This is a genomic window from Fibrobacter sp. UWT3, from assembly GCF_900230125.1.
Lineage (GTDB): Bacteria > Fibrobacterota > Fibrobacteria > Fibrobacterales > Fibrobacteraceae > Fibrobacter.
In genome coordinates this window covers 1,413,269-1,426,349 of record NZ_OCSS01000001.1, presented here as the reverse complement: position 1 = coordinate 1,426,349, position 13,081 = coordinate 1,413,269, and the positions used below count along the sequence as shown (strand labels likewise).

13 protein-coding genes are annotated in these 13,081 nt (G+C 55.5%); 8 read left to right on the top strand and 5 right to left on the bottom strand.

Going from position 1 to position 13,081, the window contains the following annotated elements:
• The first annotated feature begins 111 nt into the window (after positions 1–111).
• Complete coding sequence (locus CRO08_RS06165) at positions 112–891, top strand: hypothetical protein (protein WP_097035457.1); 780 nt, start codon at positions 112–114, stop codon at positions 889–891.
• Between the two features lie 35 nt (positions 892–926).
• On the opposite strand, the gene CRO08_RS06160 is transcribed toward CRO08_RS06165, so the two are convergent.
• The 3 genes from CRO08_RS06160 to CRO08_RS16955 form a co-directional block, all read right to left on the bottom strand.
• Positions 927–3,101, bottom strand: coding sequence for a LysM peptidoglycan-binding domain-containing protein (locus CRO08_RS06160; RefSeq protein ID WP_255252255.1), 2,175 nt, complete (start codon positions 3,099–3,101; stop codon positions 927–929).
• Positions 3,102–3,220: 119 nt separating this feature from the next.
• Entirely contained in the window at positions 3,221–3,421 is a 201-nt protein-coding gene (locus tag CRO08_RS16685) for a hypothetical protein (RefSeq protein WP_139258684.1), read from the bottom strand.
• Positions 3,422–3,434: 13 nt separating this feature from the next.
• Positions 3,435–3,593 (bottom strand): hypothetical protein, encoded by a 159-nt coding sequence (locus CRO08_RS16955; protein ID WP_175547222.1) that lies wholly within the window; start codon positions 3,591–3,593, stop codon positions 3,435–3,437.
• 72 nt (positions 3,594–3,665) lie between these two features.
• On the opposite strand from CRO08_RS16955, the gene CRO08_RS17495 reads away from it, so the two are divergent.
• Both CRO08_RS17495 and CRO08_RS06150 read left to right on the top strand, forming a co-directional pair.
• Entirely contained in the window at positions 3,666–5,789 is a 2,124-nt protein-coding gene (locus tag CRO08_RS17495; RefSeq protein ID WP_176495074.1) for a thrombospondin type 3 repeat-containing protein, read from the top strand.
• Positions 5,786–6,271 carry an 8-oxo-dGTP diphosphatase gene (locus CRO08_RS06150; protein ID WP_073113866.1) on the top strand — a complete coding sequence of 162 codons (486 nt, stop codon included), beginning with the start codon at positions 5,786–5,788 and terminating at the stop codon, positions 6,269–6,271. Before CRO08_RS17495 ends, CRO08_RS06150 begins: the two co-directional genes overlap by 4 nt.
• Positions 6,272–6,567: 296 nt before the next feature.
• Here the strand turns inward: CRO08_RS06150 and CRO08_RS06145 are convergent, their stop codons facing one another.
• Positions 6,568–7,089 carry an LptE family protein gene (locus tag CRO08_RS06145; RefSeq protein WP_097035455.1) on the bottom strand — a complete coding sequence of 174 codons (522 nt, stop codon included), beginning with the start codon at positions 7,087–7,089 and terminating at the stop codon, positions 6,568–6,570.
• 67 nt (positions 7,090–7,156) lie between these two features.
• Here CRO08_RS06145 and CRO08_RS06140 point away from each other — a divergent pair, with 67 nt between their 5' ends.
• From CRO08_RS06140 to serS, 5 genes are read left to right on the top strand one after another with little or no spacing between them, the layout of a single operon-like run.
• The gene (locus tag CRO08_RS06140; RefSeq protein ID WP_217990567.1) at positions 7,157–8,017 is read left to right on the top strand and encodes a hypothetical protein; all 861 of its coding nucleotides are present in this window, start codon (positions 7,157–7,159) and stop codon (positions 8,015–8,017) included.
• The gene (locus tag CRO08_RS06135) at positions 8,014–8,463 is read left to right on the top strand and encodes a S24/S26 family peptidase (RefSeq protein WP_097035453.1); all 450 of its coding nucleotides are present in this window, start codon (positions 8,014–8,016) and stop codon (positions 8,461–8,463) included. Before CRO08_RS06140 ends, CRO08_RS06135 begins: the two co-directional genes overlap by 4 nt.
• On the top strand, positions 8,460–8,729 hold the full coding sequence (locus CRO08_RS06130; protein ID WP_072812113.1) for a PqqD family protein: 270 nt from the start codon (positions 8,460–8,462) through the stop codon (positions 8,727–8,729). The genes CRO08_RS06135 and CRO08_RS06130 overlap by 4 nt, the downstream gene beginning before the upstream one ends.
• The gene (locus CRO08_RS06125) at positions 8,726–10,462 is read left to right on the top strand and encodes an ABC transporter ATP-binding protein (RefSeq protein ID WP_176495073.1); all 1,737 of its coding nucleotides are present in this window, start codon (positions 8,726–8,728) and stop codon (positions 10,460–10,462) included. The genes CRO08_RS06130 and CRO08_RS06125 overlap by 4 nt, the downstream gene beginning before the upstream one ends.
• Before the next feature lie 55 nt (positions 10,463–10,517).
• Positions 10,518–11,804, top strand: a complete 1,287-nt coding sequence (gene serS / locus CRO08_RS06120; RefSeq protein WP_097035451.1) for a serine--tRNA ligase — start codon at positions 10,518–10,520, stop codon at positions 11,802–11,804.
• Between the two features lie 182 nt (positions 11,805–11,986).
• Here the strand turns inward: serS and CRO08_RS06115 are convergent, their stop codons facing one another.
• Positions 11,987–13,009: a fibrobacter succinogenes major paralogous domain-containing protein gene (locus CRO08_RS06115; RefSeq protein ID WP_097035450.1), complete on the bottom strand. Its 1,023-nt coding sequence runs from the start codon at positions 13,007–13,009 to the stop codon at positions 11,987–11,989.
• Between the last annotated feature and the right edge of the window lie 72 nt (positions 13,010–13,081).

The window sequence follows — 13,081 nt, the reverse complement described above, 5'->3', positions numbered from 1 at the left end:
TTTTTACTCCAAAAAAGGTGTTTTTGTTCTTATGCCTCTAAAATTACACTTTTTTTAGCCAATTTATTCACAAAAAAAAATTTTTTTCCAAAATTTTTTAAATTTCCGCTCATGAGTAAATTTTTCTTTGCCTTAGCACTCGGCGCAGCCGCGATTTGCAACGCCGACACCGTCTTTATCGACAATTCCATGGCCGCCGACAACAAGAGCGACATCAACGAATACGAGGAACGCTTCGCCATCGGCCCCTACATCGAATTCACGAACATCAAGATGGACAACGTGAACTGGGACTACACGGTTAACGGCCGTAAGTACAATATCGATGTGAACAATACGTTTACTTTCGGCGGTACGGGTATCCTTCCCTTCAACAACTACGTCGGCATCTATGCCATTCTCGCCTACCAGTTCCTGGGTGTTTCTTACAAGGACAGGAACCTCAAGGAAGCCTACGCAGTACAGGAGCAGATGGAAATCGAATATGACGGCTGGAACGTGCCCGTCGAGAAGGACGACATCGAAGGCCACCACAAGATTCACATCGCGCTCGCGCAGATTGGCGTGGATTTCGGCGTTCCGCTGTACAGCAGCTACAACTACCAGTTCATGTGCAAGCTCTACGGGTTTGTGGGCGGCATTACCGGCAAGACGTTCTTCCAGAACGATTCCAAGTACTTAGCTCCCGCAATCTGGGGATACACCTACGGTGCGGGCCTGCGCGTTGCGTTCCACGCCTTCACGCTCGCCGGCGGCATCCGCAATACGCACGAATACTTCCACACCTACTACGAGCAGCCCATTTCGGACAAGAAGGAAAACGAGGAGTTCATGCTTGACTTCGACGCCTTCCTCCAGCCTTACGTAAGCGCGACAATAGATTTGTTCTAAATAATTTAAGGCGCCGTTTAGGCGCCCACGCAAATTTAAGGCTTTTTAATCTTGAGTTTATCGCCGGGCTTGATCTTTGTGTCCTTGAGCCCGTTCCACTTCATTATGTCTTCCTTGGTCGTCTTGTAGCTCTTGGCTATGTCAAACAAGGAATCGCCCTGCTTCACCGTGTAGGTGATGAATTTTTCGGCCTGTGCGCCGGAATTCTCCTTCGAGGCAGGTTTTGCAGCCCCCTTCGCGCCACGCACCACGAGCGTATCGCCCGGATGGATATTCGAGTTGGTTAGCCCGTTCCAAGCCATCAGGTCATCGACCGTGCAGGAGAACTTCTTCGAGATGTAGTAGAGGTTGTCGCCCGATTCCACCACGTAGGTATTGCCCTTCGTGGGAGCGACCTTCTCGGATGTCTTCTTCGCCTTTTCCGCCTTCTCGTTAGCCTTCTTGCTATCGGCCTTCGGTTCGGGCTTTGCGGGCTTCTTGGGCGGCGTGTAGGCCGGAATTACGAGTGAATCTCCGATGGTAAGCCTGCGGATAAACCCGCTGTTCGCTTCCATCAAAAGGCGCGTCGGTATGGAGAGCGCCTCGGCAATGTTCGCGTAGGTATCACCCGCCCCCACCACGTAGCGTTCCCCCTTCTTGAGGGTAATCTTCTTCACTTCGTCTGCGGGCTTGAGCTCGGGCTTAGACACGAAAATCGTATCGCCGGGCTTTACGACCGCGCTCGGTTCCATCTGGTTCCATATACGCAGGGATTCCTGCGAGACGCCGAACTGGCGGGCGATAGATGCGAGGTTGTCGCTCAGTTCCACCACGTAGGTGCGTACCTTCATGGGCTTCTTGCCCGATGACTTCTTCGGGCTCACCTTGATAGGAATCAGGAGTGTCTTGCCCTGGCGCACGCGGTCGTTCTTGAGGTTGTTCGCGAGCTTGAGTTCCGTGACGGTAATGCCGTACTGCTTGGCAATCGCCCCCAGGTTCTCGCCCTTCTTGACCCTGTGGTGGTGCCAGCTGGAGAACGAGTTCTTCTGCATGCGGTCATAGCCCTCGACAAAAGCAGAGCGGGTACCGAACGGCAGGCGCAGCAGGTAAGAATCCACGTTGGGCGGCGTACACCACATCACGAGTTCCATGTTGAGCGTGCGGAGAGTATCTTCGGGGACATTCAGGAGTTTCGCCACTTCTTCGAGCGAGAAGGAGTCGAACACCGTCACGGTATCGAACTGCGGGCGGAATGTCTGCTTCACGTTGATATCGTACTGTTCCGGGTAATGACCGATGACCATCGCCGCGAGGATACGCGGAACGTAGTGCATCGTCTCCTTCGGGAGTTCCAAATCCCAGTATGTCACGGCCTGCGTGGTATCGTGAGTGGAATCTGCCTTCCATTCGCGGATTTCGCGACGGATACGGCCTTCACCGCAGTTGTAGGCAGCCATGGCCAAAAGCCAGTCGCCAAATTCATTATACAGGTAAGAGAGGTAGTTGAGTGCAGCCTCGGTGGCAAGTTCCGGGTTTCGACGCATGTCCACCCAGTAGTCGACGCTCAGGCCGTAGCGTTTGCCCGTCTCGGGAATAAACTGCCACAGGCCCGAAGCCTTCGCGCGGCTGTAGGCCTTCACCTTGAAGCCGGATTCCACGAGGGAAAGGTATATGAGGTCGCGGGGCATGTTGTGCTCGGCGAGCTTCGCGTAGACAAGCGAATCGTAGGCGGTCTTGCGGCTGAGCGACCCTTCGGTAAAGCTTTTTGCCTTCGAGGTGAGGTAGAATACCTCCTGCAGCACGCGCTCGTTGAACTTAATGGGGAGCGTGAACTCGTTCACGTCGAGGGAATCGAGCTGGTCCTCAAGGCTCATGAGGGAGGCACTGTCGGCAAGGACGCTTTCGTCCTGGAATATGCCATCGAGCGGGCCTTCGTCGGCACCCGTCACCTCGTTGGGGTAAACTTCGTCGAGCGCACGCACCAATAGCACGGACATCTTGAGCCTGTAGAGGGAATCCTCCTTAGGGCTCACGTTCGCGTAGGTAGAATCGAAATGTTCTGTAACAAGGTTGCGGAGAGAGCGGTTCAGGTAACGGCGAGCCTGGTTCCATTCCTGGTTGTCCATCGCCTGCAATGCGTACTGGTAGTTTTCCCACGAGGGGCGCATGGCAAGCGAATCGGAAACCTTGAACCGGAGCGACCATTCGGCAAAAGACAGCGTATCGCTCACAGGCGCTTCTTGCACCTGCACGTCGGCCAAACCGCTATCGGCCTGGTTTGGAGCACAGGCTAACAGGACGGATGTAGCGAATACGGCTAAAAGATAGCCAACGGGCCTGCACCAGCGGATCACTGGTCGTAGTCCAGGTCTTCGGCGTAATCGGACCAGATCTGGTCGCGCTTGAAGGAAGGCTGGTCGAAGTCCACTTCCTCGTCGACTTCTTCCTCTTCCTCGATTTCTTCCTCTTCTTCTTCGTTGGAGAAGGGCATCGGGGCATCAAAACCATCACCTTTAGGGCGGCGACCACAATGATAGGCGAACTGTAACATAATACCTCTTGTTTCAGTTTAACACGCGCGCCATGCCATACAGGATAACCCCGCACATCACAAGGGCGGCAACCATCTGGAGAATGATTATCACGCGGTTCACGCGATAAGCCTTCTGTGCCTTCCTATGCCACGCGGGAAGATTCTGTTTTTGTCTGGACGCGAGACTCACGGAGGCAAATATATACATAAACTTGAAAAAGCAACAAGAAAAATCAAAAAAAAGTTAAATTTTTTGAGGATTATGAAGAAAATCCTGCTCTCACTGCTGTTTATAGCCCAAATCCTGTACGCCCAAATTGGCATCGGGCAGGATATGGAGGGCGTCCGCGTGCCTACCGCGAACACCTTGAGCCAGGGTTATTTCTTTATTTCGGGCAGTTACGAGGCTATAAGCGACGGGCATGCGCTCGCCATGAACGGCTACACAATCGACGACGGCTCCGACATTACCCCGCTCGACAAGAACACGCCCTCCTCGGGCGGCTCGCTTACGCTCGGGTTCGGTGCGACTGACAACCTGGAACTCTCGCTCATGCTCCCCCTCTACTACGAGGGCACCATCGACGGTACGGAACTTGACGGTTTCGGCGCAGGCGACCTGTATGCGGGAATCAAGTATTCCTACCCCATTCCGGGCGTTCCGGTCAATCTCGCGTTCGTAAGCGCCCTCACGCTCCCCACGGGCGCTAAATCCATCGGGTTTCGGCCCAGGCACCAGTGGTTCATATACGATAACCGCAATTCGTACGCCTACACGGCAGGCAAGTGGGGCTTGTTCATAGAAGGAATCGTTTCGGTAAACATCTTCGACTATGTCTACTGGAACAGCTATGCGGGCTACTTCCACGTGTTGAATGCAAAGAACTACACCGTGGTCTGGGGTTCCGGGTTCGAGATATTCCCGAAGAAGATGGTTTCGGGCGTGCTCGAGATGACTGCAGAAACATCGCTGTTCCGCGACAATCCCGTCAAGGAACTCATGAACGACGTGTTCCGCGTGACGCCCGCGGTGAAGATTCATTTGCCCGATATGCTCAACCTGATGCTCGGCATGGACGTTGGTTTCGATTTCGTGCGCAAGGCGAACCTCGACAACAGCATAGAGGTAAACCGGAGGTACGAAGACAAGACGCTCAAGTACAACATTCGCGGTACGCCCGAGTTCGCGATGGTCCTCGCCGTCACCAAGACGCTTGACTTTAGCCGCAAGGATGCCGACAATGACGGTGTGATTGACCGCCATGACCTGTGCCCGAACACCGAACTGGGGGTCGCGGTCAACAGCAGGGGTTGCCCCGTGGATAACGACCAGGATGGCGTGCTCAACATATTCGACAACTGCCCCGAGACCCCGCGCGGCGTAACCGTAGACTATTTCGGATGCCCCGTAGATAATGACGGTGACGGCGTACCGGACTATCTGGACCAGTGCCAGGCGACGCCCAAGGGTACGGCTGTCGATAGCACTGGATGTATGCGCGACAGCGATGGCGACGGCGTGGACGACAACCATGACAAGTGCCCGAACTCGCTTTCGAGGGACAAGGTGGACGAGGACGGCTGCCCGCTCGACGATGACCACGATGGCGTACTGAACGACCGCGACGAGTGCCCGCATACCCCGCGCGGATACTCAGTCGACCTTCGTGGATGCCCGCTCGATTTTGACCATGACGGCGTTCCCAACGATATCGACATGTGCCCGAACAGCGTCGAGGGCGAAACTGTGGACGAGGACGGCTGCCCCGCCGACAACGACCGCGACGGCGTCGCTGACAGCAGGGACAAGTGCCTCGACACCCCTAGAGGATTCCCGGTAGACGAGAACGGATGCCCGCGCGACCACGACGAGGACGGCGTGCCCGACGCGCTCGACAAGTGTCCGAACTCGCCCGCACACGCTCCCGTGGATTCTGTCGGATGCCCGATTGACTCGGACAACGATGAGGTGTACGACTACATGGACAAATGCCCGGGAACGTTCCCGAACGTGATTGTCGGGCGTGACGGATGCCCGCTGAACTCAAAGAACAACCTGAACTCCATCGCCGCGCTCGTGAAGTTCAAGAACAATTCCGAAACGCTGCTGAACTCGAGCTACACCGCACTGAACGATGTTATCTACCTGATGCGCAAGTTCGTGTTCGACCTCGAAATACTGTGCAGCACCCCCGCGGGAGAAGAGGTCTCGAACCTGCAGGCGCAGGCGATTGCCGATTACCTCATCGAGAAGGGAATCGACAAGAAGCGCATCCACGCGCAAGGGTTCGGGGCGAAACTCCCGCAAGGCGAAGAATTCAAGAACTGGAACAGGAGCGGCGTGCGGCTCATCCCCATAATGTACGCCGAAGAAGAACAGAAATGATAAACACGACCCTCTGCTATATTGAGCAAGACGGCAAGTACCTGCTGCTCCACCGCGTCAAGAAGAAGAACGATATCAACAAGGACAAGTGGATTGGAATCGGCGGGAAATTCGAGGAAAAGGAATCGCCCGAGGACTGCATCCGACGCGAGGTCATGGAAGAAACCGGACTTACTCTTGTGCACCCGCGCTACCGCGGTATCGTGACATTCATCAGCGACGGCATGCAGGAAACGGAATTCATGCACCTGTTCACCGCAACCGAATTTGCGGGTACAATCAAGGAATGCGACGAGGGGACTCTCGAGTGGGTGCCCAAAGAAGACGTGATTCGCCTCCCCCACTGGGACGGCGACCTCATATTCCTCGCCCTGCTGGAACGGGGCGAGCCGTTCTTCTCGTTAAAATTGACGTATGCGGGATCGACGCTTACCGAGGCCCTGTTGAACGAGAAGCCCGTATTCGTCAAGGATTTTATTTAACTAGTTTATAATGTTTGCTTCAAGGAGCACTTCGCACGCTCACACAATCACTTCGTTCCAGTGTTCGCTTTGCAAAGTGCCCCTCTACGCAAAGACTACGATATTTGTTCCGGACGGAAATAGTTTATCGCAGGATATTTGAGAAAAGACGGGTTCTGCAGAATCCCTTGTGACTGTTAGTCCCTTCGGGATTCTACGAAAATCAATTCTGATATTAAACTGCGGGAAGGAGTTCCCACACGCTCACACAATCACTTCGTGCGAGTATTTGCTTTTGTATTTATAAGAAGCGAGCACTACCACTTCGCGAGCGCGTTCGCGATAATCAGGTCCTGCAGCTTCTCGATGGCGCGGGCCTGGCCGTGCCTTTCTTCGGATTCGTTCTTCTGGATATCGTACACGCCGTCGGCAGAGAGCGACTTGTTCTCGTAGATAATGCGTTCCTTCACGTTGTCGTAGAACTTCACGCTCACGCGGATGGTCACGCGGTACGTTTCCACGTCGCTATTGCTGTTGTAGTTCTCGGGCTTGTTCGCATAACTCAGGAGCGTAATCTCGAAATCGGCATTCGCTTCCTCGTTCACGAGGCGGATGCCGCCAGCGTTCTTCTTGAACATGTCGACAACCGCCGTATGCAGGTCATTTGCCAGCACCGGGTCGAGGGCCTTGTCTTCGACATCGTGAATCTGCACCGTCTTGATGTGGCTCGGGAGCGTACTTGCCGTAAAGCTGTAGCAGCCCGAAAAAGCAAGCGTAAGCAGGCACAGGCTAACACATGCAAGCAACCGGGTAAAGACCTTTCCGTTGAACAAGAACATATTGCAAATGTAGCATATTTTGCAGGCAAAAACATTTTTATATTAAAAAGAAAAGGCTTCACTGAAAATGGCATGTTATTCATACAAGGTCGCAGGGCACGTTTTCTCTCTGGAATCCGGGCTCGAAATTGCCCCGCTGCTCGACAACTACGCGCCGTTCGCCTATGCAGGCGACGAATCCGCGCTGTTTTCCCTGAAAATCGAGAAGGGCGACTCCCCCGCATTTACCGAAGAGACCAGGCAGGACGAGGAAGGCCAGCAGATTATCTGCGGGCACACGCAGGGCAACGACGCCGTATTTGAATTCAGGCTGCAGAACAGGATTTGCGGGACGCTTGTTTGCGAAGGAGAATACCGGCGGGGAACGCTCTACCTCACCGAATTCGCCCAGAAATTTTCGATAAACAACTCTCTGATGGTTTTCTACGCTCTTGCGACGGCCCGCCACAAGACGGCTCTATTCCATTCGGCCGTAATAAAGCATGAAGGCTACGGGTACATGTTCCTCGGCAAGAGCGGCACGGGAAAGAGCACGCACGCGCGGCTCTGGCTCGAGAACATCGAGGGTACGGAACTCCTGAACGACGACAACCCGGTGGTGCGCGTCTTCGATAACGAAATCCGCGTGTTCGGTTCGCCTTGGAGCGGCAAGACGCCCTGCTATAAGAACGATTCTTGCGCCCTCGGGGGCATCGTGCTCTTGAGCCAGGCTCCCTACAACAAGATTGAGCGGTTACGTGGGATAGAGGCTTATGCAGCCCTCGTGCCGAGCATCTCCGGCAAGCGCTGGGACAAGCAAATCGCCGACGGGCTTCACGAAACCGAAAATGCACTTGCGATGAGGGTGCCTACCTGGTACCTGGAATGCCTTCCCGACGCGGATGCGGCCAATACCAGCTACAACGCCATAAGGGTACAGGAAGCATGAACGTTTCGGACGACGAAATTCTCGCGGAAGCCATCCGGCTTGTAGCGGAAGGAATCCCGGTTACCTTCCCCGTGAACGGTAGGAGCATGCTCCCGTTTATCGCGGGTGGCCGTGAAAGCGTCGTCCTGGAAAAGGCGATTGCCCCGCAGGTCGGCGATATCGTGCTTGCGTTTGTCGAAGGCAACCGCTACGTCATACACCGCATATTGAAAATCGATGGCGAAAGCGTGATTCTCATGGGCGATGGAAACCTCTACGGGGTTGAACATTGCAAGGTTACGGATATCAAGGCGCAGGCCACTTATGCCGTGAACAGCAAGGGTAAACGCCGCTCGCTCGTTTCAAGGCAATCGAGGCGACGCGCATCGCTCTGGTGCAGGCTCAGGCCTGTCCGGAAATGGTTACTATTGTGTTATAGAATTTTAGAAAAGGTAAAGGCATTATGAAACTGAAAAGCGGATTCGTGCTGCGCGACGTGTGCGGCGAACAGGTGATTATGGGCGAAGGTATCGGCGCTCTCGATTTCGGGCGGCTCCTGTGCCTCAACGAGACGGCAGTATTCCTTTGGAAAAAGGCAGACGCCGCGGGCGAATTCAGCGTCGATTCTCTTGTCGAGGCCCTTTGCGAAGAATACGACGTGAGCGCGGAACAGGCCAAGACGGATGTTGCCGCCATCGTCGAAGAATGGAAAAAGGTCGGCGTCGTAGAATGAAATACGCGGCCTGGCTATGGCGCAATACGCGCGGTACACGGCTAAACGCCCTGGTACGCATCGGGATCGGTTCGGTCCAGGTGGTGCTCGGGCTTTTGATGGTATGGCTCTCCAAGAAGTTTATCGACGAGACCATACGCATGGGAACATCGCGCGAAATCGCGTGGATGATTGCATTCCTCGTGCTTACCGTCGTGGGGCGAATCCTGCTCCGCCAGGTCTACTACTACATGACAACGGTCACCGTCACGCGCAAGTCTAACGCGCTCCGGCTCGACCTCTTCGGCAGGTATTTCTCGAAGCACCTCTTTAGCGAGCACGACTTCCATTCCGGCGACATAACCTCGCGCCTCACGAAGGACATCGATTCCGTAGCGATGGTCATTGCCGACACGCTCCCGCAGATGGTCGTTACGGGCTTGCAGTTGCTGGGCGCATTCCTGCTGATGCGGTTCTTCGATGCGCGACTCGCCTGGGCGCTCGTGATATTCACGCCGTTCGCGATTGTCATCGGGAAGTTTATCGCCCACCGCCTCAAGAACATGACGCACGATATCCGCGAGAAGGAAAGCAATATCCAGATGCATGTGCAGGAAGGCGTGGAACACAATGCGGTGCTACGCTCACTCGGGAGCGAACAGTGGATGACTGAACGCCTCGGCACCATGCAGAGCGAACTCGAAAGCGGCGTGCAGCGCAGGACAAAGTTCTCGACCGTCACGCGGTTCATGCTCGGGTGCGCCTTCGGCATCGGCTACCTGATGGCATTCGTGTGGGGCGGTATCGGGCTCAGGAACGGCGTAATCACGTTCGGCGTCATGACATCGTTCCTGCAGCTGGTGGGGCAAATCCAGCAGCCGATTCTCACGCTACTCAATATGACCCCGCAGGTCGTGCACTCCACCGCAAGTATCGACAGGCTCGAGGAAATCCGTACAGGCGACGATGTTGCTGGCAACGCGCTTGCGGTAAGCGACGCGCCTGCGGCGAACGGCGAGGAATCAAACGACGCTGTATCAAACGGTTCTCTGTTAAACGGTGCTGCATTAAACGGCGCGGCCGGGGTGCGGTTCGAGGATGCCACGTTCAAGTACGCGAAGGGCGACCGCGAAATTGTATCGCACTTTACGCACGATTTTAAACCGGGTACAAAGACAGCCCTCCTGGGCGAAACCGGCGCCGGGAAGACGACCCTCTTCAGGCTCATGCTCGGGTTTATCGAGCCTACCGGCGGGCACGTCTCGGTATATGCGGCGCAGTCTAACTCGGGCGACAAGCCTGCAGCGGCCCCCGCATGCAACAACGAGTTCCCCGCAGGCAAGGCGACGCGGGCGAATTTCGTATATGTCCCCCAGGGCAACACGCTCATGAGCGGCTCCATCCGGTACAACCTGCTCCTTGCAAAGCCTGGCGCGAGCGACGAGGAACTCAGGGCGGCTTTGCATACCGCCTGTGCAGACTTCGTGCTAGATTTCCCCCGCGGGCTCGATACCGAAATCGGCGAGCGGGGCGCGGGCCTCAGCGAGGGCCAGGCACAGCGTATCGCGATTGCCCGCGGGCTACTCCGCCCGGGCAGCATCCTCTTGCTCGACGAAATCAGCGCATCGCTCGACGAAGAAACCGAACGCGAGCTGTACACGCGCCTCTTTGCCGCCTCCCCCGAAAAGACGATGATCTTCATCACCCACCGTAGCGCAATCTGCGAGCTGTGCGACGAGATTGTACGGGTTTGACGCTGTAATTTTGCTAAATTTACCCGCGTAAAATTTTTATCATCCGAGGCATAAAATGCTTGACATCAAGAAAATCCGCGAAAATCCGGAATACTACATTGCTGAAACCGAAAAGAAGTACACCACAGTGAGCCTGAAGGACGTGCTCGCCATCGACAACGAACGCCGCCCGCTCCTCACCGAAGTGGAACGCCTCAAGAGCGAACGCAACGCCGAATCCAAGAAGATTGGCGACCTCAAGAAGAAGGGCGAGAACGCCGACGAGGCCGTAGCCGCCATGCGCGCACTCGGCGACAAGATTGACGAACTCGACAAGAAGCTCAAGGATTTGGACTACAAGCAGACCGAAATGCTCATGCACGTGCCGAACATCGCCCCGCGTTCCCCGGAAGGCAAGGACAGCAGCGACAACGTGGTGGAGAAGGACGGCCCGATTCCGTTTGACTACTACACCAAGAACGATGACTTTGCCCGCGTGGACCACAAGACCCTCGGCGAACGCCTCGGCATTTTCGACTTCGAACGTGGCGCGAAGATTTCCGGTTCCGGCTTCCCGGTTTACCGCGGTCTCGGTTCCCGCCTGGAACGCGCCCTCATCCAGTTCTTCCTCGACGAACACCAGAAGGCTGGCTTCGAGGAATTCACTCCGCCGTATCTCGTGACCCGCAATACCATGCGCGGCACGGGCCAGCTCCCGAAGTTCGAAGAAGACATGTACCGCTGCGACAAGGACGACGACCTGTTCCTCATCCCGACCGCAGAAGTGCCTCTGACCAACCTCTATGCCGGCGAAGTGATTCCGGAATCCGAACTCCCGAAGCGCATCTGCGCCTACTCCGCCTGCTTCCGCCGTGAAGCCGGCTCCTACGGCAAGGACACCCGCGGCCTTCTCCGCTTGCACCAGTTCAACAAGGTGGAAATGGTCTACTTCGCCCACCCGGAACACAGCTACGAAGACCACGAAGAACTCACCCGCTTCGGCGAAATGCTCCTCGAAAAGCTCGGCCTCCCCTACCACCGCTTGGCCCTCTGCAAGGGCGACCTCGGTTTCGGTGCCGCCAAGTGCTACGACCTCGAAGTCTACGCCCCGGTCGAAAAGAAGTGGCTCGAAGTCAGCTCCTGCTCTAACTTCGAAGACTACCAGGCTCGCCGCGCCAACATCAAGACGAAGATTAACGGCAAGAACACGTTCGTGCATACGCTGAACGGTTCCGGCCTCGCCACCCCGCGCGTGATGGTGGGCATCTGCGACAACTACCAGCAGAAGGACGGCTCGCTGTTGATCCCCGAAGTGCTGAGGCCGTACATGGGTGGGCTTGAGGTTATTAAACCGAAAGCCTAACCATGTGTGAAGATTTTTCGTCAAGAAAAATCTGAGTGCGAGGTTTCGCAAGAAACCTTGCCTGCTCGTTAGGGCGGAATGGAACGCATCGAACCCAAGAAGTAATGCGACAAGGGAGGGCAAGCCTTCCCGCTAAAAAATTTCCCCGCCTCTCATGAAGCGGGGTTCTTTTTTACTCTTAACTATTCTGCCGTGGAATCTTCCGGGGCTTTTTCTGCTTCCGGGTTCGGTTCTGTATGCGGCTTGTCGTCAGCATCCTTGTTCTTGAGGCAGCGCACCGAGTAGGCGTACGTCTTCTTCTTGCTGTAGTCGCCCAGGAACTCGTCGTTATCGTAATAGAGGTTCCAGTACGGCGCGTGCGAAGGATTGTTGCTTTCATCTGCAACCCAAAAGTCGGCGTCGTGCCCGAGTTCCCTGAACACGCCCTGCGCATTGCGGAAACCGGATGCCATCGCGCCAAAGCCGAAGCGGTCCGTGCCCGCAGGCCATTCCTCGCTGTACTTCCAGGAGAAGGCCATCTTCAGCGCAGTTCCGCTCCTTTCATTGGGGAAGCGGTTGTTGTTCTTCATGTAAGAGACAAGCGTGTTGAAGTCGGCATCCTTAGGCATGTGGAAACCTTCCGGGCATGCGCCCCTGTGTTCCTTCTCTATCACGCCTGCTGCAGACGCCGTCGCATAAGACTTGTCGAGCGCCATCGCGGAAGTCCAGGTGTAGAGCCTTCCGAACACCTTGCAGTTCTCGTGCTTGTCTTCGTAGCAGTAACTGCCGTGCGTGGCGTAGTTCAGGTTTTGGCCCATCCAGATTTGGTTTCCGATGTGCACCAGCCTATAGAGATGTCCATCACGCTTGTCGCAGAGCATTTCTTCGGGAGCGTTCTCGCAAAACACCGGCGCACGCGGAGCAGACGACGAGGACGATTCGACAAGCGAGGATTTTTTCACCACAACCTTCTCGCTCGAAGAAGATTCGATGGACGAGGAAGTCGCGACCGTTTCCAAAGACTCTGGAACAACCACGCTATCCTGACTTGCAGCAGCGGTATCTGCCAGTGCAGGATGGAACGCAGATTCGTCGCGATATACGAGCGGAACCGGAGAAGGAATCTCCCGCTTAACAACTTTTTTTTCTGTCTTGTTTTCGGTAGCAGCCGTTTGCAATTGCGCTACAGACTGCTTTGCAGGCTCGTTTTGCTCACAGGAAACCATACCCCCAGCAATGGCGAGGAGCGATCCTAACAAAACTATTCTTTTTATTTCCTGCACACGAATAATATACCC

What these genes read in the sequence shown, in the direction of transcription:
- CRO08_RS06145 (WP_097035455.1), bottom strand. Translation starts at nt 7,089, where the DNA reads ATGTTCTTGTTCAACGGAAAGGTCTTTACCCGGTTGCTTGCATGTGTT.
- CRO08_RS16685 (WP_139258684.1), bottom strand. Translation starts at nt 3,421, where the DNA reads ATGTTACAGTTCGCCTATCATTGTGGTCGCCGCCCTAAAGGTGATGGT.
- CRO08_RS06150 (WP_073113866.1), top strand. Translation starts at nt 5,786, where the DNA reads ATGATAAACACGACCCTCTGCTATATTGAGCAAGACGGCAAGTACCTG.
- CRO08_RS17495 (WP_176495074.1), top strand. Translation starts at nt 3,666, where the DNA reads ATGAAGAAAATCCTGCTCTCACTGCTGTTTATAGCCCAAATCCTGTAC.
- CRO08_RS06125 (WP_176495073.1), top strand. Translation starts at nt 8,726, where the DNA reads ATGAAATACGCGGCCTGGCTATGGCGCAATACGCGCGGTACACGGCTA.
- CRO08_RS06135 (WP_097035453.1), top strand. Translation starts at nt 8,014, where the DNA reads ATGAACGTTTCGGACGACGAAATTCTCGCGGAAGCCATCCGGCTTGTA.
- CRO08_RS06130 (WP_072812113.1), top strand. Translation starts at nt 8,460, where the DNA reads ATGAAACTGAAAAGCGGATTCGTGCTGCGCGACGTGTGCGGCGAACAG.
- serS (WP_097035451.1), top strand. Translation starts at nt 10,518, where the DNA reads ATGCTTGACATCAAGAAAATCCGCGAAAATCCGGAATACTACATTGCT.
- CRO08_RS06140 (WP_217990567.1), top strand. Translation starts at nt 7,157, where the DNA reads ATGGCATGTTATTCATACAAGGTCGCAGGGCACGTTTTCTCTCTGGAA.
- CRO08_RS06115 (WP_097035450.1), bottom strand. Translation starts at nt 13,009, where the DNA reads ATGGTTTCCTGTGAGCAAAACGAGCCTGCAAAGCAGTCTGTAGCGCAA.
- CRO08_RS06165 (WP_097035457.1), top strand. Translation starts at nt 112, where the DNA reads ATGAGTAAATTTTTCTTTGCCTTAGCACTCGGCGCAGCCGCGATTTGC.